Annotated in this window: 15 protein-coding genes; 8 read left to right on the top strand and 7 right to left on the bottom strand. The window is 54.4% G+C overall.

Going from position 1 to position 18,355, the window contains the following annotated elements:
* Positions 1-48: 48 nt before the first annotated feature.
* The 4 genes from ACTRWH_RS04095 to ACTRWH_RS04110 form a co-directional block, all read right to left on the bottom strand.
* The gene (locus tag ACTRWH_RS04095) at positions 49-1,341 is read right to left on the bottom strand and encodes an extracellular solute-binding protein (RefSeq protein ID WP_462825963.1); all 1,293 of its coding nucleotides are present in this window, start codon (positions 1,339-1,341) and stop codon (positions 49-51) included.
* 388 nt (positions 1,342-1,729) lie between these two features.
* On the bottom strand, positions 1,730-2,626 hold the full coding sequence (locus tag ACTRWH_RS04100) for an AraC family transcriptional regulator (protein WP_075194832.1): 897 nt from the start codon (positions 2,624-2,626) through the stop codon (positions 1,730-1,732).
* Between the two features lie 84 nt (positions 2,627-2,710).
* Positions 2,711-3,400 carry a glutathione binding-like protein gene (locus tag ACTRWH_RS04105; protein WP_379864977.1) on the bottom strand — a complete coding sequence of 230 codons (690 nt, stop codon included), beginning with the start codon at positions 3,398-3,400 and terminating at the stop codon, positions 2,711-2,713.
* 2 nt (positions 3,401-3,402) lie between these two features.
* Positions 3,403-4,083: a glutathione S-transferase family protein gene (locus tag ACTRWH_RS04110; protein ID WP_091643751.1), complete on the bottom strand. Its 681-nt coding sequence runs from the start codon at positions 4,081-4,083 to the stop codon at positions 3,403-3,405.
* A gap of 240 nt (positions 4,084-4,323) precedes the next feature.
* Between ACTRWH_RS04110 and ACTRWH_RS04115 the strand changes: the two genes are divergently transcribed.
* Positions 4,324-5,631, top strand: a complete 1,308-nt coding sequence (locus ACTRWH_RS04115; protein ID WP_036207174.1) for an ATP-grasp domain-containing protein — start codon at positions 4,324-4,326, stop codon at positions 5,629-5,631.
* Between the two features lie 84 nt (positions 5,632-5,715).
* Here ACTRWH_RS04115 and ACTRWH_RS04120 read toward each other — a convergent pair whose 3' ends face one another.
* The gene (locus ACTRWH_RS04120) at positions 5,716-7,164 is read right to left on the bottom strand and encodes a malate:quinone oxidoreductase (RefSeq protein WP_305937212.1); all 1,449 of its coding nucleotides are present in this window, start codon (positions 7,162-7,164) and stop codon (positions 5,716-5,718) included.
* Between the two features lie 225 nt (positions 7,165-7,389).
* Between ACTRWH_RS04120 and ACTRWH_RS04125 the strand changes: the two genes are divergently transcribed.
* The 5 genes from ACTRWH_RS04125 to ACTRWH_RS04145 all read left to right on the top strand — a co-directional run bounded on the left by ACTRWH_RS04125 (position 7,390) and on the right by ACTRWH_RS04145 (position 14,343).
* Positions 7,390-8,652: an MFS transporter gene (locus tag ACTRWH_RS04125; protein WP_305937211.1), complete on the top strand. Its 1,263-nt coding sequence runs from the start codon at positions 7,390-7,392 to the stop codon at positions 8,650-8,652.
* Positions 8,653-9,003: 351 nt separating this feature from the next.
* Positions 9,004-9,909, top strand: a complete 906-nt coding sequence (locus tag ACTRWH_RS04130) for an ABC transporter substrate binding protein (RefSeq protein ID WP_462825941.1) — start codon at positions 9,004-9,006, stop codon at positions 9,907-9,909.
* 83 nt (positions 9,910-9,992) lie between these two features.
* Positions 9,993-11,996 carry a HAMP domain-containing methyl-accepting chemotaxis protein gene (locus tag ACTRWH_RS04135; RefSeq protein ID WP_085680735.1) on the top strand — a complete coding sequence of 668 codons (2,004 nt, stop codon included), beginning with the start codon at positions 9,993-9,995 and terminating at the stop codon, positions 11,994-11,996.
* Between the two features lie 110 nt (positions 11,997-12,106).
* Positions 12,107-13,027, top strand: coding sequence for a peptidoglycan-binding protein (locus ACTRWH_RS04140; RefSeq protein ID WP_462825942.1), 921 nt, complete (start codon positions 12,107-12,109; stop codon positions 13,025-13,027).
* Between the two features lie 92 nt (positions 13,028-13,119).
* Positions 13,120-14,343, top strand: a complete 1,224-nt coding sequence (locus tag ACTRWH_RS04145; RefSeq protein ID WP_051946929.1) for an MFS transporter — start codon at positions 13,120-13,122, stop codon at positions 14,341-14,343.
* Here the strand turns inward: ACTRWH_RS04145 and ACTRWH_RS04150 are convergent.
* Positions 14,327-15,268, bottom strand: a complete 942-nt coding sequence (locus tag ACTRWH_RS04150) for an EamA family transporter (protein ID WP_462825943.1) — start codon at positions 15,266-15,268, stop codon at positions 14,327-14,329. The two genes, ACTRWH_RS04145 and ACTRWH_RS04150, sit on opposite strands and share 17 nt — an antisense overlap.
* A gap of 165 nt (positions 15,269-15,433) precedes the next feature.
* Here ACTRWH_RS04150 and ACTRWH_RS04155 point away from each other — a divergent pair, with 165 nt between their 5' ends.
* Positions 15,434-16,066 (top strand): NAD(P)H-dependent oxidoreductase, encoded by a 633-nt coding sequence (locus tag ACTRWH_RS04155; RefSeq protein WP_151982132.1) that lies wholly within the window; start codon positions 15,434-15,436, stop codon positions 16,064-16,066.
* Positions 16,067-16,152: 86 nt separating this feature from the next.
* Positions 16,153-17,058: a LysR family transcriptional regulator gene (locus tag ACTRWH_RS04160; protein WP_041334887.1), complete on the top strand. Its 906-nt coding sequence runs from the start codon at positions 16,153-16,155 to the stop codon at positions 17,056-17,058.
* Here ACTRWH_RS04160 and ACTRWH_RS04165 read toward each other — a convergent pair.
* Positions 17,050-18,336, bottom strand: a complete 1,287-nt coding sequence (locus ACTRWH_RS04165) for a hydroxymethylglutaryl-CoA reductase, degradative (protein ID WP_085680745.1) — start codon at positions 18,334-18,336, stop codon at positions 17,050-17,052. The genes ACTRWH_RS04160 and ACTRWH_RS04165 overlap by 9 nt on opposite strands.
* Between the last annotated feature and the right edge of the window lie 19 nt (positions 18,337-18,355).

Below are 18,355 nucleotides of genomic sequence, written 5' to 3' on the forward strand. Positions count from 1 at the left end.
GAAGCGGACCCTGAATCAGGTCATTGTTGTTTCGTCTTGGCCGGGTATTCAGTTGGAGTAATAGCGGGCGCGAGTCATCTCACGAAGGGTGATCGATTGTGCTGCCTTCAGGGCATGATCAACCGACATCGACCCTGCCAGGGCGCCCGAGATCAGCTTGCCGACCTGGGTTGCGATCGACTGAAACTCAGGGATGGCCGCAAACTGAACGCCCACATAGGGGGAAGGATTCAACGTGGAATCGTTGGGGTCGGCGTTGCCAATTGCTTCCAGGGTTCGGGTCGCGAACGGCGCAGCTTCCAGGTATTCAGCGTTGTCGTAGGTGGAGGTGCGTGTGCCGGGGGGCACGTTGGCAATGCCATAGGTTTCCTCAACCAGTTGGCTATAAGCCCGCGAGGTTGCCCAGGTGACAAAGGTTTTCGCCGCTTCCTTGGCGTCTGAGCTTACCGGAACGGCGAGGGCCCAGGACCACAACCATCCCGAACCTTTTGACGTTACCTGTTCTGGCGCCAGGGCAAAGCCGATGTGTTCCGCTACCCTGCTTTGAGACTCATCGGTAAGAAAGGATCCTGCGACAGTCGCGTCTACCCACAAGGCACACTTGCCACTGTTGAACAGCGCCAGGTTCTCGTTAAACCCGTTGGATGAAGCGCCCGGAGGGCCGTAGTTCCCGAGAAGGTCGACGTAGAAACTGACGGCGTTGTTCCACTCTTCGCCAGTGAATTCAGGCTTCCAGTTTTCATCAAACCAGCGTGCGCCAAAGGCGTTAGCCATGGTTGTGATCAGAGCCATATTCTCGCCCCACCCTGCTTTTCCACGCAGGCAGATACCGTATTGCTCATCTTCCGGTTTATGGAGCTTTTCTGCGAAGGTTTTCATTTGATCCCAGGAAGGCTGTTGCGGCATGCTCAGCCCATTGGCTTCAAAAAGGTCCTTGCGATAGAACGTCATCGAACTTTCGGCGTAAAACGGCAGTGCGTACAAGGTACCGTCGGAGGACAGGCCGCCGAGAACTGATGGAAAAATATCGGCCAGATCGTAATCCGAAGGCAGATCCTCCATCGGGGTCAGCCACCCCTTCTCTCCCCAGATCGGTGCCTCGTACATTCCAATCGTCATCACATCGAATTGACCGCCGTCCGTCGCAATATCGGTAGTCAGGCGCTGGCGCAGGACATTTTCCTCAAGCACTACCCAGTTCAGATCGATGTCTGGATGAAGCTTTTCGAATTCATCGGAAAGGCCCTGCATGCGAACCATGTCGCCATTGTTCACAGTACCAATAGTCACTTTGGTGGCAGCCATTACGGAGGACGCGACGGCCGTCATGCCAACGGCCATAACAGCGGACAGATATCGTTTGTTGTTCATGTTCCAACCTCTGTTTGTTTTTGGAGTAGGTCGTTCAGAATGTCCGGATTGGCCGGTGCATTCCGGGTACTTTGATCTGACGGATCACCTCTCGTCAGGAAAGTGAATCAATGGTGCTATTACACGCTTAATGTCAGAACTGAACAAATACATACCCTGTCATTTTTCTGTACTTTTATGCCATCACGAATGGGGATGCCTCCCCCGCTCATTTAGCTAAAGGTGGCTACAAGTACAGGCTGTGTGGGCTATTGGCGACAAAGTAAGGTTGAACGGAACCCATGGACGTCACCAGAAAGTATCATTCTGAGAGAAAAGAGGATGTGCAGAGAGAGGGATGAAACAGATGAGGTACTGATTACCGCTGATACAACGCGTCCATGGAGGTTCGGCGGTATTCAGACGGCGTCATGCCCTTCACATCGGAAAACCGGCGATTGAAATTGGCGATGTTGTTGAAGCCAACCTGAAAGCAGATCTCCGTAATTGGATCATCCGTATGCGCCAGGCGTTCACAGGCTTTGTTGACCCGAAGGGTATTAACGAATTCAATGAATCGATGGCCGGTGGCCTTCTTGAAGAACTTGGAAAAATAGGTTGGGCTCATGTTCACATGCGCCGCAACATCTTCCAGGGAAATACTTGACCGATAGTGCTCGAAAATATGGTTCAACGCCTGGTTCAATCGGTTGAGGATCTTTTCATCGGTAATCGGAAGGTAAGTCGACGAAGACAGCACGCGATAGTCATCCATCGCCGCCAGGATCTCAACCATTGCCCAAAAACGCGTCAAGCGTCGAAAGCCATTCGAAGTGGCAACTTCTTCAAACAACCCTATCGCTTTGTCAATTCCCTCGCGATTCCGGAATTCAATGCCGTATTGAGCACGTTGCCAGAACGGAGCAAGGGCCCGCGTTTCAGGAAACACCGATTCAGAGGCGGTAATCAGATCGTGGGAAAAATTGATGACGCGGTCACGAAGCTCAACATGCTCGCCCTTTTCTAGCTGACTGATCCAGTTGTGAGGAAGGTTGGGCCCCACAAGGATCAGGCTGTTGGGGGCAAAATTGCCGATATAATCACCCACGAAAACCTTTCCGGAGGTCTCGGTGATCAGATGGAGTTCATACTCCTCGTGATAATGCCAGCGCACAAGTGGGCTCGGGTAACCGTGATCGAGGTACCGGATCGACTCGTCACCCCGCTGATCTACCCACTCGAACTCTGGTTGGATACGTTGCTTCTCAGCGCCCATTGCGTTCTCTTCGGCTTTCTCCTGATGCGTAGAACCAGTGTAACCAATAAGTCAGCAAGTAGGGAGATCAGTCGTGCTTGACGTCTATCGATTGGCCGTCTGACCAAACAGCAGACTCTTACCCTCTTCCGTCACGGCTGGCCGACTGGACCACGGGGCTCCCTTTTCATACGCTCTGACCACCGCCGGTCGCGCCTGCATGGCATTGAACCACCGCTTGAGATTCGGGAAATCATCAAGGTTCTGCTGTTGAGTTTCATGCGGCACAACCCAGGGATAGGTCGCCATGTCAGCAATGGAGTAGTCACCTGCAATCCAGTCGCGTCCTTCCAACTGTTTGTTGAGTACGCCATAAAGCCGATTGGTCTCATTCACGTAACGCTGAATGGCATAAGGAACTTCTTCCGGCGCGTATTTTACGAAGTGGTGGTTCTGTCCCGCCATTGGGCCAAGTCCACCCATCTGCCACATCAGCCACTGTATGACCGTGATACGAGCCCGGGGATCCGCGGGCAGAAAGCGGCCTGTTTTTTCTGCCAGGTACAGCAGAATGGCGCCCGACTCGAAAACGGAAAGCGGCCCCTCGCCGGATGCCGGCGAGTGATCAACGATCGCCGGCATCCGGTTATTGGGTGAAATTGCCAAAAACGATGGCTTGAATTGGTCCCCAGCACTGATATCCACTGGGTGGATATCATATTCAAGCCCCGCTTCTTCAAGAAAGATCGTGATCTTGTGGCCATTGGGCGTTGGCCAGTAGTGAAGATCAATCATGTTTACGCCTGCTCAGGGTAGTTTTGCGGGAAAAGGGCTCGGCGTGCTGCATCATCCATTTCGGTTTGGAACGGAACGTCCTGGCCGACGGCCCTGGCACGCGCGACTGCCGGACGATTGTTGATGCTGTCAAACCACCGCTTCAGGTTCGGGAAACCGGCCAGCTCAGCATCACCGAGCACAACTCCAGCTTTATCAACCCAGCCCCAGGCTGCAATATCCGCAATGCTGAATTCCTCTCCCACCAGATACGTGCGATCTGCCAGATGCGTATCCAGCACTTCATAGTGGCGCTGTGCTTCGCGCTGATAGCGATTAGCGGCATAAGGAATCTGTTCCGGCGCTGCATGCCGGAAATGCACTGACTGACCGGAGTACGGCCCCAGCCCAGACGCCACAAACATCATCCAGGACAGCAGTTCAGCCCGGTTTTCAGGCGTTCCGCCCAGCTTACCGCTCTTCTCCGACAGATAAAGCAAAATGGCATTGGAGTCGAATACCCGTATTCCATCATCGTCGATCGCAGGGGTTTTACCGTTGGGGTTAATGGCCCTGAACTCCGGCTTATGCTGCTCGCCCTTGAGGGTATCGACGGGAACCAGTTCATAAGGCGTACCTGTCTCTTCGAGATACAGGGCCACTTTCATCGGGTTGGGTCTGGGGTGGAAATAGAATCTGATCATTGAGGGCCTCCGGTGGTCTGTTTCAGGAACTTACACTCTAGGCATTCTTGAGCACTCATTCAATATTAGTTATTGGAAAATAGTTGGTATGGAGGAACGGCTAATTCCGGCGCAATCTTTTCATTTTGGGGTGATAGCGACTATGTTGATAGAGAGGATGTATTAACTCACGAAACTTGCCCCGCAATAATTTCAACTACTTACATGCTCCTATCGGGCAGGTTGCAAGGAGAACGACACATGTCGACAACACAAGAAGCGCCCTTATCAAATGATGTGGCCGCCTGGCTTGATCCGGAAATGGACTCTGTTAAAGGTACGGAGACCCCAAAGGATCCGAACAAAGGCTATATCGCTCTGCTTGGCTGGAGCGTCAATGCCATCAAGGCCGCACAGAAGTTCGACCGCCGCTACATCGTTGTTGCTCCGGAATGGGCTGCGGATTTTTGTACCGCTAACAAGATCCCCTTTATCCCATGGGATTTTATCCGTTTGAATGATCGGTCCCTGCAGATTGCTGAAAGGCTGAAAGAGGAAGGCGTTGATGTTGCGATACCGCTGTTCGAAGAGACCGTTGAGTGGTCTGGGGCGATCAACTCAGTGCTCCTGGACAGCCCTCGCATGTACGGGCAGTCGATTCTGTTCCGTGACAAGGCTTTGATGAAGCGCCGTGCCCAGCTTGGCGGCATTCGAGTCGGGATCTTCGAGGAGGCCCACGAGAAAGACGACATCGTCCGTTTCATGAAGCGTGTCAACCAGACCCTGTTGAAACTGGATGGCGACCCGGACGACCCCATTCACGTCAAGGCGTTTGACAAGGCTGGTTGCCTCGGCCATCGAATGATCCGTACGCTTGAGGAAATTGACAACATTCCAGCGGAAGAATATCCGTTGCTCATGGAAAGCCATCTGAGCGGCTGGGAGTTTGCCGTTGAGGCATGGATTCACGACGGCAAGATCAAATTTCTCAATATCTCTGAGTACGTAACGCTGGGCTATTCCGTTTTCGTTCCGGCGACCGAGCAACTCGAAAGCTGGCGTAATGCCATCACCAAGCAGATCGAGTTGCTGATCAAAACGTTCGATATTAAGTTTGGCTTGATTCACCCTGAGTACTTCGTTACTGCTGATGGTGAAATGTACTTTGGTGAGGTTGCTTACCGCCCACCCGGCTTCAAGGCGTTTGAGCTGATTGAACGTGCGTATGGGTTTAACGCGTACCAGGCGTCAATGCTGGTATTTGACCCCAAGAGCACCAAAGAGGAAGTGGAAAAATTCTTCCCACGCGAAGTGGTCGATGCCAAGGGCTATGCCGGTTGCTTCGGTGTTTATCCGCGCCGCCGCGTGGTCAGCAAGCTGGAAATGCCTCCGGAATGTGTTGATCACCCCTATTTCGAGTCACATGAACTCGTCGCACCGACGGAAGAAACGGTTCCTGACCGGTCCGCCTTCGGTACTCACTGGGGCCTGGTCTTCTTCTATGGTGATGACCCCATCAAGATGCGGGACCTGTTGAAAGCCCAGGAGGACCTGGACTTTTATGTCTAGGTTAGTCACCACCCATTCAGGTGCTATTCGGATAGCGTTCCATGATTCTGACCTGCAACTCCGGAATCATGGAACGCCCCTACTTCAAACTATTCCCAACTGCTTATTAACGGCATCACGAATTTCCCGATAACGATCAGGATTCGTGGCCAGGGTATCCAGATCATCTTCAGGAAAAATCTCTTTCTTCGCTTTCCTGGTTTCCTCTTTGGTAAAAATGGCCGGTAGCAGCTGTTCCAGGCACCTCAGCATTACCTCCGGCGAAACCGATGCCCCTGGCGATGCTCCCAACAAGGTTCCGTAGGTTTTGTCCTTGGACACGAGGATTTCCGTACCCATCTGCAGATCGCCGTCCTTGATAATCTGGACCCGTTGGCCGGCGTGAACCGGTTTCCAGTCAAATTTTTTGCTCAGGCCGGGCGCAAAGCTTTCAAGCTCCTCGAACATGCTCTTCTCGCCCTTGAAGGTTTCTGAAACCAGGTATTTCACCAATGGGAAGTGCTCCAGGGTGACGTTCAGCAATCCTGGGATATCATGCAGGCGCATTGCCCGGAGGTAGTCAAAAAATCCACGTCCTTTCTCCAGAACGGGCTTGAAAGAGGCAAACGGGCCGAACAACAGGTAGTGCTGGCCATCCGCCACTCGCAAATCCAGATGCGGTACCGACATGGGGGGCGCGCCTACTTTTGCTTTGCCATAGGTTTTAGCCCGGTAATGATCGGCCTGCTCTGCGCTGATCGGGGCCTGCAGGAACCGCCCGCCGACGGGAAAGCCTGTAAACCGTTTCGCAAACGGCAGGTGGCTTTTCTTCAGGATCGGGAATGCACCCCCACCCGCACCAACAAACAGTACATCAGCCTTGTAACGAGCGTGGGCTCCATGGCGTTCGGTTTCTATAAGCCAACTCCCCGCGGGGCTCTTGTGTACGCGTTTAACATGGGTGCCGTACTCAATCTTCACACCCAGGTCCTGAGCAGCGTGTTCAGCCATTTGATGGGTCAGAGCACCGAAATTCACGTCCGTGCCTGTTTCTATGACGGTCGCAGCCATCTTTTCATGGCGAGGACGCCCTTCCATCAAATAGGGGATCCAGCTCTTGATTTCGTCGAAATCCTCTGAGAAACGCATGCTCTCAAAAAAATGATGAGCAGACATTTCCTTGAACCGCAGTCGCAATTCGTCGACTGAGGATTCAGAGACGATGGTGCAGTGCTTGGTCTGATTGATGAACGTCTTGGGGTCCTTGATCGCGCCTTTTTTGATCAGGTGCGCCCAGAACTGCTTGGCCACGTTGAATTGCGCATGGATCTTCAAGGCCTTTTCGACCGAGATAACCTCTTCGTCCACCGGCGTGTAATTCAGCTCGCAGTTCGCCTCATGTCCCGTGCCGGCGTTGTTGAACACCCACGAGTTACCCTCTCCAGCGCTCTCCAATCTCTCCAGGATGGTGATATTCAACTCAGGAGCCAGCTCTTTTGCCAAGGTGGCAAACGTGGTTCCCATAATCCCCGCGCCGATGATCATTACGTCCATAGAGTCTATCCACCCGCTTTAGTTTTCTGATATCCAACGATAAAGTCTGCTTGCCCGAAGGTACCACGCTTACAGCGAACACTGAAAACCTGCCACATTCCTGTTTTTCCATCTGGGTACTTCATCTGGCGCCCAGTTTCTACGCCAAATGCCGAATGGTGCATCAGTATACTGTGCCAGCCGGTCAGTCTACACTGATGGCCGCGACGGATATGGAGCGCATTTATGACGTCTGGACAATTTGAGGGGGCTACCCCCATCCCTTCAAGGTTTTTGCGCAGGCTTGGCCCCGTTGCGACAATCGCCCTCGCCCAACTGTTCGGAACATCGCTGTGGTTCAGCGCCAATAGTGCTACGGATACCCTGATGATCAGTTGGCAAATCAGTGCTGCTGATATTGGCTGGCTGACCAACGCAGTTCAGGGCGGCTTTATCCTGGGCACAATGATCATGGCTTTGGGAGGCTTGGCAGAGCGGTATCGTGCCAGTCTTATTTTTGTGGTGAGTGCGGCTTGCGGTGCTTTGTTCAATGCCTGCTTCGCCTGGTTTTCGGAGGGACTGGCCAGTGGCATTGTGTTCCGCTTCCTGGTTGGCCTGAGTTTGGCGGGCATCTACCCCGTGGGCATGAAGTTGATCGTCAGCTGGGCTCCCGAGCGGACCGGGCAGGCCCTCGCCCAGCTTGTCGCCATGCTGACGCTCGGCACCGCACTGCCCCATGCATTGCGAGAAGCCGGTGCGGACCTGCCATGGCAGTACGTCATCCTGGCATCATCGCTACTTGCGCTATTTGGCGCCGTTCTTATCCATCTGCTTGGAGATGGCCCTCATTTACCAGGGGCAGGCCAGAAAAAACAATCATCGGGCACCGCCTCCGCGCGCCCGCTGACGGTCTTTGACGCCTTCAAGGTCAATCGATTTCGTGCTGCAGCCCTGGGCTATTTCGGGCATATGTGGGAGCTTTACGCGTTCTGGACGGTCGTACCACTGCTTGTGGCCAATACGGCACTCATCAGTGAATACTCGGCCGTCGGATTATCCGGTATGGCGTTCAGTATCATTGGCATCGGCGCTTTGGGGTGTCTTGTTGGGGGATTCCTGTCACGTCGTATTGGGAGTGCAAAAGTTGCGGTCGGTGCACTGGCCTCCTCTTGTGTTTGCGCAGTGGTGTTTGCTCTCTTCTGGCGTGACTTGCCTGCCATGTGGCTGGGAATACTCCTACTCGCCTGGGGCGCGACCGTGATTGCGGATTCCCCCCAGTTCTCCGCCCTGTCCGCGCAAGCTTGCCCAAAGGAAGTAGTTGGTGCCGCGCTGGCGATTCAAAATTCCATCGGCTTTGCGATTACCGTGGTATCGATCGCTGCAACCACCGCGCTGTTCGATCGTATCGGTCTGGACGCGGCCTGGCTGCTGGTTCCCGGCCCAATTGTCGGATTACTGGGGTTCGCCTGGGCATCCTGCCGAGCCTCGACGTTCGAAACAGACGCCTGAGCCACGGAGACCGTCCCAACTTCCCCTACCGAAGTCCGGATATCAGGACAGCACTGTCCGATAAATCAGACAGCTTTATCCCCATTCTGAACATTGTGTCGCTAAAACCAGACACTCAGAACCGATGATCCCAATCCCAACGCCTACTCATTCGAAAATGCTCCTATAAAACAATGACTTAGAAAGCTGGCACGGTTCCTGTTTGGTTCAACGGAATAACGATAAAAACAAGCGCTTTCAACAAGAAAGAACGGGTGCAGACTTCACTCGGACAATAATAAGGAACACCCAATGCGTACGCTCCTCCTGGCTCTTCTGCTAGTAAGCCCCCTGTGTTTCAGCAAAACCGTGGTGATTATCGAGAGCTATCATCAAGGCTATAAATGGGACGCTGATTATATCGCCGCCGTCCAATCAGTGCTGGGCGACGACCACGACATTCACGTACTTGCCCTCGACACTAAAAGATTGCCGAAATCAGAATGGCCCCAAAAAGTAGCCAGCCTCCAGCAATCCATTACCGATATCCAGCCTGACATTGCCATTCTGGGTGACGACAATGCATTCTCCCTCATGGCCAACCACTTGGTTGAGCGGAAGATTCCGGTTGTATTCCTGGGTGTCAATGGCGGTCCCGCGCAGCACCCTACCCTGGAACACGATTTGGTCGCCGGTTTGCTTGAACGGCCATTTTTTGAGGAGAGCATCCGTCATCTTCAGAAAGTATTGAAAGTGGATAAACACTTTCTTGTATTAATGGACGACTCACCCACCATGCGAAACGCAGTCAATGAATACTTCGGCGACAAGAGAAGTGCCGAAATATATGGCTCCAAACTGGACATCGTCCTTACCAACGACAAAGACACCTGGTTGCAGTCGGTTGTTCGGGCTCACGAACTGTACGATGCAATCATCGTTGGCACCCACCACACCATCCGGGATGCAGAGGGCACCTACATCGCACCGGACGAACTCATTACCAGAGCGTTCAATCAAAGCCGGGTTCCCATCTTTTCCTTTTGGGATATCAACATTGGTAAGCAGCAAGCCATTGGCGGCTTCACCATTTCAGCTCACCAGGAGGGCATTACTGCCGCTCGCTTGGCATCCCTCATCCTTAATGGAGTCAAGCCCGCCCGCATTCCGAAAATGAATTCCCTGAGCGGGCACTACATCTATAGCCGAAGCGGCATGGCTCATTGGAACCTGGAGCTTTCCCCCATGATTGCGACCCAAGCAAACTTCGTTGAATAAATTGGTTGGGCGGCTCCAGATTATGCCGGAACAGCCGTTAACCAAGAGATCTCGCACGCATACACGCATAGAGGGGCAGACCAGTGGCTGTAGAAAAACTAGAATTCATTGAACGCCGGCTTGGTGTAAGCGGAAAACTCCTGATAGCACCTGTTTTCATTCTGCTTTTGTTCGCCCTCGTCACCTTTTACAGCATCCGGGAATTTCAGAGCCTTGATGCGCGAATGGATACGGTGGCAAGGGATCTGGCACCGGAAACCGCCGTTGCGACCGGTGTGCTTATCAACCTTTACACCATGAGACTGAGAGTCTTCGACTACTACGCCACCGGTAACGAAGACATCCTGGCCCGCTTCGAGCAGTTGGAGACAGATTTCTTCAGGGAGTTGTCGGCAGCGCAACAGACGATCAAAAGTGCCGACCGTGTGCAACTGGTTGCAGAGATCGAAGAGGCGACATTGCAGTACGCGAATGTCTTCAAAAGCGAACTGGTGCCCGCCAAGCAGCAAGTAAAAAATATCATTGCCGACGAACTGGACCAATACGGCCCCACAGCATCAGAGGCACTGCGCAGGGCCATTGATGGCGTTACCAACAGAGAACCGGACAGCCGGTTGCGCGTCGTTCTGGAACAGCTGATCCACGATACCCTTATGATGCGAATGGCCTCACAGCGCTTCTTTGCCGATGGCGACGAATCCTCGGAAACTGCATTGGGTTATGCCATGGAGGATATTTCCGATGCGCTCGAGTTTCTGGACATGGATTCGGTCCCCGACTACGTCAGGCAGTATTTCGATACCGCGATAGCGGCACTCGAGAAATACCAGGCTTCGGTCAACGAGCTGCTGGTTCAGCAAAAGGCGATGATCCGAACAAAGGAAGACAGGCTTGACGTACTCGGCCCCCAAATCACTGACATGGCGAGGAATCTTGAGAAAGAGGTTTTTGCCTCCCTCGAAACCGTGGCCGACGAAGCGGAAGCAGAGACCGAGACGGCACTCAACCTGACACTCGCCGCATTCGTTGCGTCTGTCGTTCTGGGCCTGGTGGTCGCCCTGCTGATGAGCCGTATGATGGGTAACAGCGTCAAGCGTGCCCGGTCAGAAATTCTGGGTTACCTGGAAAACATTGGAAATAACGAAGGCGACGTTTCTACCCGGCTGACCAAGGGCCGCCCTGACGAAATTGGCGATTTCATCTCAGCGGTCAATGCCTTCCTGGAAACCCTGGAAGACATCATTTCCCGGATTGTCGCGTCGTCCCGGCGTCTCAGTACGGAATCCGAGTCGTTGTCTGGCATTACAAACAGCACCACTGCCAATGCCGAACAACAACGGGACCAGGTGACTCAAGTTTCGGCGGCGATGCAGGAAATGGTCTCCACCTCCGACGAAATCGCGTCCAACACCAGTGACACAGATGAATCCGCACGCCAGGCCGCCGAGCTGGCAGGAACCGGCCAGGAAACGGTGTCGACCGCAGTTAAATCCGTTTCCCGACTCGCAGAACAGGTCGAGGCAGGGTCAAAGCGCATCCAACGGCTTGAGCAGGAATCCGGTGAGATCGGTAACGTACTGGACGTTATTCAGGCTATCGCAGAACAAACCAACCTCCTCGCCCTCAATGCCGCCATCGAAGCAGCACGTGCGGGAGACGCAGGCCGTGGGTTTTCGGTGGTTGCTGATGAGGTCCGGGGGCTTGCCAAGCGGGTTCAGGATTCAACGGTCGATATCGAGCGAATCGTCTCGAATCTGCAAAGCGGTGCCGCCGGCGCGGTGGTTGATATGAGCAAGGCCAAACAGATGGCCTCTGAAGCCAGTGAAGAAGCCGGCAAGTCTGGCGCTGCTCTGTCAGAAATCATGGCGGCCGTAAACCGGATTGTGGATATGACAACGCAGGTTGCAAGTGCCACTGAGCAACAGCGGGCGACCGCTGCTGAGATGACTCAGAACGTGGAGGCCAGTAGTAGTGCCATCGACAAGCTCACCGACGATATTGCCCACGTTAACCAATCCAGCAATTCCCTGGCGGAGATGGCGGAAGACCTTAACGGCCTGGTGCGTCGCTTTAAAACGTCAAACTAGGACCCTTTTCCGCTTGTGTTAACTGCGTCATGGGCGACATGTTCAATTACTGATACTTTCAATACTCAAACAATAGCTATAAATACAGCGTATCAGGGAGAGATTCACCCATGAGCCATTCACGTTTTACCAGGATGCCCGGCTTTCTTGCGGCGCTGACGGTGTCCTTTTGTGCAGTCGCTCAGGCCGATCCTGCCGACACCATCTTTGCTGCTGAAAATGCCCTCTACGGTGCTGGCTATGATATTGGCAAGGCCGATGGGTGGATGGACGACACCCTGCGCTCGGCCATCCGGAAGTATCAATCCGGTCGAGAGGGGTTGCAGGCCACTGGCGATCTGGACCCACAAACGTTGTCTGCCCTGGGAATCGCCGTTAAGGATGGCGATGCCGTGACTGGCAACAGCGCGCGAAGCCGTGAGGGGGCGATGGCTGACGCGGGAATCAGCAAGCAGCGTTTCGGGTCACCCAGTGCAAAACAACCCATTGCAGCTGCGCCTGAACCGGAGGTTAAGCCGGAGCCAGTGCCAGTATCGACTGAAGCGCCAACCTTGGAAGAAGAATCAGCACTTGCTCCGGAGACCATCGTAGCAACAAACGATAAGCCTGTGATTCAGCCCGAAACGGAATTAGCTCAAGATCCAAAGCCTGAACCTCAAATCGCAGAGGAACCTGAAAGCGAACCCGTTGCAGTTGCGGCTGTTGAAGAGCCCTCAGCCATGGAGAAGCCCCAAACCATTGACGAGCCCTCAATTGTTGAAGAGACATCAACGGTCGAAGAGCTCTCAACCGTTGATGCAGAACCTTCCGTGGCTCTCAATGTGCCTTCCGAGGCGACCGAAGAGACATCAACGGATGTTGACTACCAGTTGCCAGAAGAACCGACGGCTTCTGGCAATCCGGAGATTTCGGAGTCATCGCAGGCAACGAGTTCGACCTCAGACAACACTTCGGAATCCACCACCGTCGCGAAGAGCAGTGGCGGTTTTTTCAGCTCGTTATTCGACTTCCTCTTCGGCTGGCTGATCTGAGGACATACGCGTATTCCGAAATGCCTTGGATTAGCTCACACTGGGTGGCCTTGTTTCAAATTTACTGACTTGCAGCCAAGGCCAACCACCCCATGCCCTCTCAATTGCAGGAAGCTCCCTACTCTCCCGCCAGGATTACACTGATCATATTCTCACTCGCCATGGGCGGGTTTGGGATAGGTACGGGAGAATTTGCCATCATGGGGCTGATGCCCGGCGTTGCTGCGGATCTGGGCGTTACGGAACCACAGGTTGGCCACTTGATCAGTGCCTACGCTCTGGGCGTTGTCGTGGGAGCGCCGCTCCTGGCCATTGGCGGTGCCAGGCTTTATCGGCGGCACCTGCTGATTCTGTTGATGTCGTTCTACGCGCTGGGAAATATTGCCAGTGCCCTGGCGCCGGGGTACGGATCACTTCTGGTGTTCCGGTTCATCGCCGGCCTCCCCCATGGCGCCTATTTCGGTGTTGCCGCCCTGGTTGCCGCCTCACTCGTACCTTTTAACAAACGCGCCAAGGTCGTGAGCCTGGTCATGATGGGGCTTACCCTCGCGCTGTTGATCGGAAACCCACTGGCAACGATTCTTGGGCAACATCTGGATTGGCGGTATGCCTTTGGGTTTGTGGGTGCTATCGCAGCCCTTACCGGATTGATGATTGTTCTTTTCCTGCCTCTCAATCGACAAGAGGAACGGCAAAGCCCATTCTCGGAAATCCGGGCGTTCAATCGCCCGGAAATCTGGTATCCGCTCGCCATCGGCTCCATCGGGTTTGCCGGCATGTTTTGTGTATTCAGCTATATGGCTCCAACATTGTTGGAAGTCACCGGGGTCAATCCCTTCTGGATTCCAATCGCACTCGCGGTCTTCGGGCTCGGAGGATTCGTTGGCAACATCCTCGGAGGTTGGCTGTTTGATCGCCTCCAGTTCCGCAGCGTTGGCTGGATGTTGTTGTGGAGCATCAGCATGCTGCTTCTGTATCCCTACGCCACAGAAACCATCTGGACCATGCTGGTGATGTGCTTCCTGGTCGCCTTGATGGTTGGCCTTGGGCCCGCGCTGCAAACCCACCTGATGGACGTGGCGCACGGTGCCCAGACACTGGCCGCCGCCTCTCACCACGCAGCGTTCAACGTGGCCAATGCTCTTGGACCCTGGCTGGGCGGGATGGCTATCAGTGCCGGCCTTGGATGGCAGTCCACAGGGTATGTTGGTGCCACAACCGCCGTTGCCGGGCTCGCGATATTTCTGTTGGCATGGCGTCAGCAGTCCGGCCCAGAGCGTGTCGACGACGACGTTGCGCTTAGCCAGGATTCCTGACCGCGTTGCAGGTTTTGCGTTCACGGGTGGCGCCGTTTGCCAGTACAACACCTATCAAGAGCAGCACCACGCCACCCCACACGGCCCAACCATAAGACTCACCAAAGAAAACGATCCCGAACAATAGGCCAGCGGGTGTAATCACGAACCCCAGTTGGCTGAGAAATGTTGGCGATGTCCGCTTCTGTAAGTGAAAGAAGCCGCGATAACTGATCGCAGTCAGGACAGACTGAACGGCCACAATGGTCCAGAGATCCATCCCGCTAACAAGCAGCGAATGTGCGCCCCCAGTCACCACGACCACCAGTAAAATCAGTACGGCACCGGCCAGAAGCATTCCAGGGGCCAACTGCTCTGGAGTAGCCCCTTTCGGCCAGTGAGACGTGCGATACACATTGCCAATAGCGAGGGACAGCGGAACCAACATACCTAACAGCAGCCATGGCAGCGAGTCCGGTTTGATGCCCGCGGGATTGGGCGACAGAATCCAGACACAACCGGCAACGCCCAGGCTCAGCCCAACGGACTTTTTCCTGCTCAGTGTTTCCATGCCCAGAATGACGGAGATCCCGTAGGTGGCAAGGGATGGCAGCGCATAGAGAGTCGCCGTCAGGCCGGACCCAATATTGGCAACAACAATGAAGGCCAGCGCATTGGGTACGGCAATGGCGGTCAGTCCGCTGATGCCAAAGTATTGAAACAGGGGCCTGCTGAATCGCACCGGAGAACCCCGGCGACCGCAGAGAACCAGCAGGATACCGCCACCCAAAGCCTGCCAGAAGGCGTACGCCAGTGGTGTCATGCCGATGTCCATGGCGGCCCTGGAAAGCGGCAGCATCAGGGCAATCAGTACGCCAACGCCCAATAACAGAAGCATGGACGTTACATCGGGTTGATGAGATGCGGTACTCGCATGTTGTTCCATGGTTTTTTCTCCGTTGGTTGCGAGCCCTATCATCCCGATGCGGCGACCACGGATCACTACACGTTTCGTGAAAACTCCTTTGCCGATATGCGCGTCGATTCCCCGAAACTCATCGTTTAGTGTCAGCAGTCAACCAACCACCAAAACTGACACAGGAAGACTGTTATGGATTTTCTGGAAGCCCTGGAATGGCGTTACGCCACAAAACGCATGAATGGCAAATCTCTCCCGGAAGGCACACTGGAGAGAATACTGGAGGCCACACGATTGGCGCCGTCCTCTTATGGGTTGCAACCCTACACCATCAAAGTCATCAGCGACCGCTCGCTGCTTGAGCGCATCCATGAAGACGCTGCACCGCAACCACAGGTCAAGGAATGCTCCCACCTGTTGGTGTTTGCGACCAAGACGGACCTGGATGACTCAACGGTTGATCATTACATCGAGTTGGCGGCGACCGAGAGAGGGGTTGCGATTGCCGATCTGAACGGGTTCGCTGACGCTATCAAAGGTACCATCAAGGGTTTGGAAACGGCCGCTGACAAGCAGGCCTGGGCCGCAAAACAGGCATACATTGCCCTGGGCTTTACCCTTGCCGCCGCCGCTATAGAGCGTGTCGATGCCTCGCCGATGGAAGGCTTTGATCCAGCCGCCCTCGATCGCGTCCTGCGATTGAACGAGGATAATCTGAGCAGCGTGGTCATTGCAGCATTGGGGTACCGTGATACGGCGGAGGACCGGATGGCGAACATGCCAAAGGTGCGCAGACCCCTGTCCCAACTGATTCAAAGGGTCTGATCAACAGGCCCGATAGAATTCAGCCACACACCGGCGCTTGCCTGTATAATTCCCTCATCAATCAAGATCTGATGTGGAGCGCCGGCATGGACCGCCTCAAGGGTGTGGAGTATTTCAAGCGAATTTACGAGCTGGGCTCGTTTACGGCTGCTGCCGACGAGTTCCACTGCTCGAATGCAGTTATATCCAAGTATGTCCGGTTCCTCGAATCCTGGACGGGCTCGAAGCTGATCAACCGCAATACCCGTACGATCAGCTTTACGGACGAAGGCGAGCGATTCTACACCTATTGCCTTTCTATCATTGAGCAGACCAGCGAAATGCTCGATTCCGTTGCTGATACCGGCGATCTGTCGGGCGAGTTGGTTATTGCCAGCCCGGTTTCTCTGTCGATGAAAGTGATGGCCCCGTTAATTTTCCAGTTTCGGCAGGCATATCCGCAGCTGACGATTCGATTACAGATGAGCGACCAGTTGACCAGCCTGGTCGGCTCGGGTGTTGATCTTGCCATTCGCGGAATCGGATCCCCCGAGGATTCTTCGCTCATTGCGGTTAGACTGGGAGCGCTCGAAAGGGTTCTTGTTGCTTCTCCAATGTATCTGGCGTCCGCCGGCACACCGTTAACCGTAGAAGATCTCCGACAGCACCAGTGCCTTATTTACAGCCTCAGCACCGATGCGAAGAGCTGGGAATTTGTTCCAGCTGGCGCTGCAGGTAGAAGTCACGCCCCCTTTAGCGTTGCCGTATCCGGGCCCTTGGTGGCCGATAATTCGCTTGTATTGGTTGATGCGGCTGTGGCTGGCCTTGGAATCGCACTGGTCCCACGCGCATACATCAGGCAGGAGCTTGCGGACGACAAACTGCGGAAGCTCGAACTGGACGCGTTGCCTGCCCGGCGCTCCATCTATGCAGTATACTCAGACCGCCACTACCTGCCGCGTCGAGCCAGGTTGTTTATCGACTTTCTACGAGCCAGCCTCGAATCAGGATGACACGCCTTTAGCCCGCATACGTAGCAGGATCTCCTCAGCGATATCCACCCGTACTTTTCCGCCCTCAACCAGCTCTCTCGCCACGGTGTCAATTTCCGGGCCTTTCGCACCGGCCATGACGGCGATATTCTTGGCATGAAGGGCCATGTGCCCCTTCTGAATTCCCGTGGTAGCGAGCGCTTTCAATGCCGAGAAATTTTGTGCGAGCCCGACAGCCGCAATCACTCTGGCCAATTTTTCAGCGGTTGTGGTATTCATAATCTCCAATGCAATGCGGGCAGTCGGATGGGATTTGGTCGCCCCACCAATCAGCCCGACAGCCATCGGCATCTCTATCATTCCGGTCAGATTACCGTCCTGATCGACTTCCCACCGGGTCAGCGAACGATACTGCCCCGACCGCGCGGCATACGCGTGAGCACCTGCTTCAACCGCACGCGTATCATTACCGGTAGCCAACACAACGGAACTCACCCCATTCATAACCCCTTTGTTGTGCGTTGCAGCCCGGTACGGATCAATATCCGCAAAATCAAACGCCGACAGAATTCCCTCTCGAACCGACTTCCCACCAATGGCGTCCAGCGACCAAGTGGCTCTGGCCCTTGCGAGGCGACGATCGGCGAGGTTAGACAGAATCCGGAGATACGTCTTGCCGCCGGTCCATTCCGCAATCAGAGGGGCCACCGCTTCGGCCATGGAATTAACGGCATTTGCGCCCATCGCATCGCGGGTGTCGACGATCAGATGGGTAATGACCATGGGTCCGTTGCGCCCCCCTTCGAGCACCCGTACCTCCAGATCTCGATAGCCGCCGCCATGTTTCAGCAATACCGGGTCGGTCTGGTCACAGATTTCTCGAATCCTCTCTTTGTTCTCAAGAATCTGAAGTCGCGCGAATTCGGGATTACTGACATCAATAAGCTGTACCTGGGCAATCATTAACGAGCCTGACAGGGATGTAGTAAACCCACCGGAATCGCGACATTGCCTTGCCGCGTTGCAAACGGCGGCAACGACGGATGATTCCTCAGTTGCCATCGGAATGAGGACGTCCTCACCGTCAACAATCATGTTCGTCGCAACGCCCAGAGGAATATTCATGGTACCGACAGCGTTCTCGATCATTGAGTCCACAACAGACGCTTCGAGATTACCGGTATTCGAGAGTTGTGCCTCTACACTCCGATCAAGGCCAGCAACCTCCATGACCTTGTTGAGCCTTTCTGACATTGAAAGCTTGTGAAAGCCGGATATACGGGAGTTTTGAGTGTGCATTTAAAGAATCTCCATTACA

This window comes from Marinobacter sp. G5_S1_61_S3 (assembly GCF_054968585.1).

Coding starts and splice junctions, on each gene's coding strand:
- ACTRWH_RS04125 (WP_305937211.1), top strand. CDS start 7,390: ATGACGTCTGGACAATTTGAGGGGGCTACCCCCATCCCTTCAAGGTTT.
- ACTRWH_RS04100 (WP_075194832.1), bottom strand. CDS start 2,626: ATGGGCGCTGAGAAGCAACGTATCCAACCAGAGTTCGAGTGGGTAGAT.
- ACTRWH_RS04150 (WP_462825943.1), bottom strand. CDS start 15,268: ATGGAACAACATGCGAGTACCGCATCTCATCAACCCGATGTAACGTCC.
- ACTRWH_RS04105 (WP_379864977.1), bottom strand. CDS start 3,400: ATGATTGATCTTCACTACTGGCCAACGCCCAATGGCCACAAGATCACG.
- ACTRWH_RS04110 (WP_091643751.1), bottom strand. CDS start 4,083: ATGATCAGATTCTATTTCCACCCCAGACCCAACCCGATGAAAGTGGCC.
- ACTRWH_RS04115 (WP_036207174.1), top strand. CDS start 4,324: ATGTCGACAACACAAGAAGCGCCCTTATCAAATGATGTGGCCGCCTGG.
- ACTRWH_RS04155 (WP_151982132.1), top strand. CDS start 15,434: ATGGATTTTCTGGAAGCCCTGGAATGGCGTTACGCCACAAAACGCATG.
- ACTRWH_RS04120 (WP_305937212.1), bottom strand. CDS start 7,164: ATGGACGTAATGATCATCGGCGCGGGGATTATGGGAACCACGTTTGCC.
- ACTRWH_RS04095 (WP_462825963.1), bottom strand. CDS start 1,341: ATGGCCGTTGGCATGACGGCCGTCGCGTCCTCCGTAATGGCTGCCACC.
- ACTRWH_RS04160 (WP_041334887.1), top strand. CDS start 16,153: ATGGACCGCCTCAAGGGTGTGGAGTATTTCAAGCGAATTTACGAGCTG.
- ACTRWH_RS04145 (WP_051946929.1), top strand. CDS start 13,120: ATGCCCTCTCAATTGCAGGAAGCTCCCTACTCTCCCGCCAGGATTACA.
- ACTRWH_RS04140 (WP_462825942.1), top strand. CDS start 12,107: ATGAGCCATTCACGTTTTACCAGGATGCCCGGCTTTCTTGCGGCGCTG.
- ACTRWH_RS04165 (WP_085680745.1), bottom strand. CDS start 18,336: ATGCACACTCAAAACTCCCGTATATCCGGCTTTCACAAGCTTTCAATG.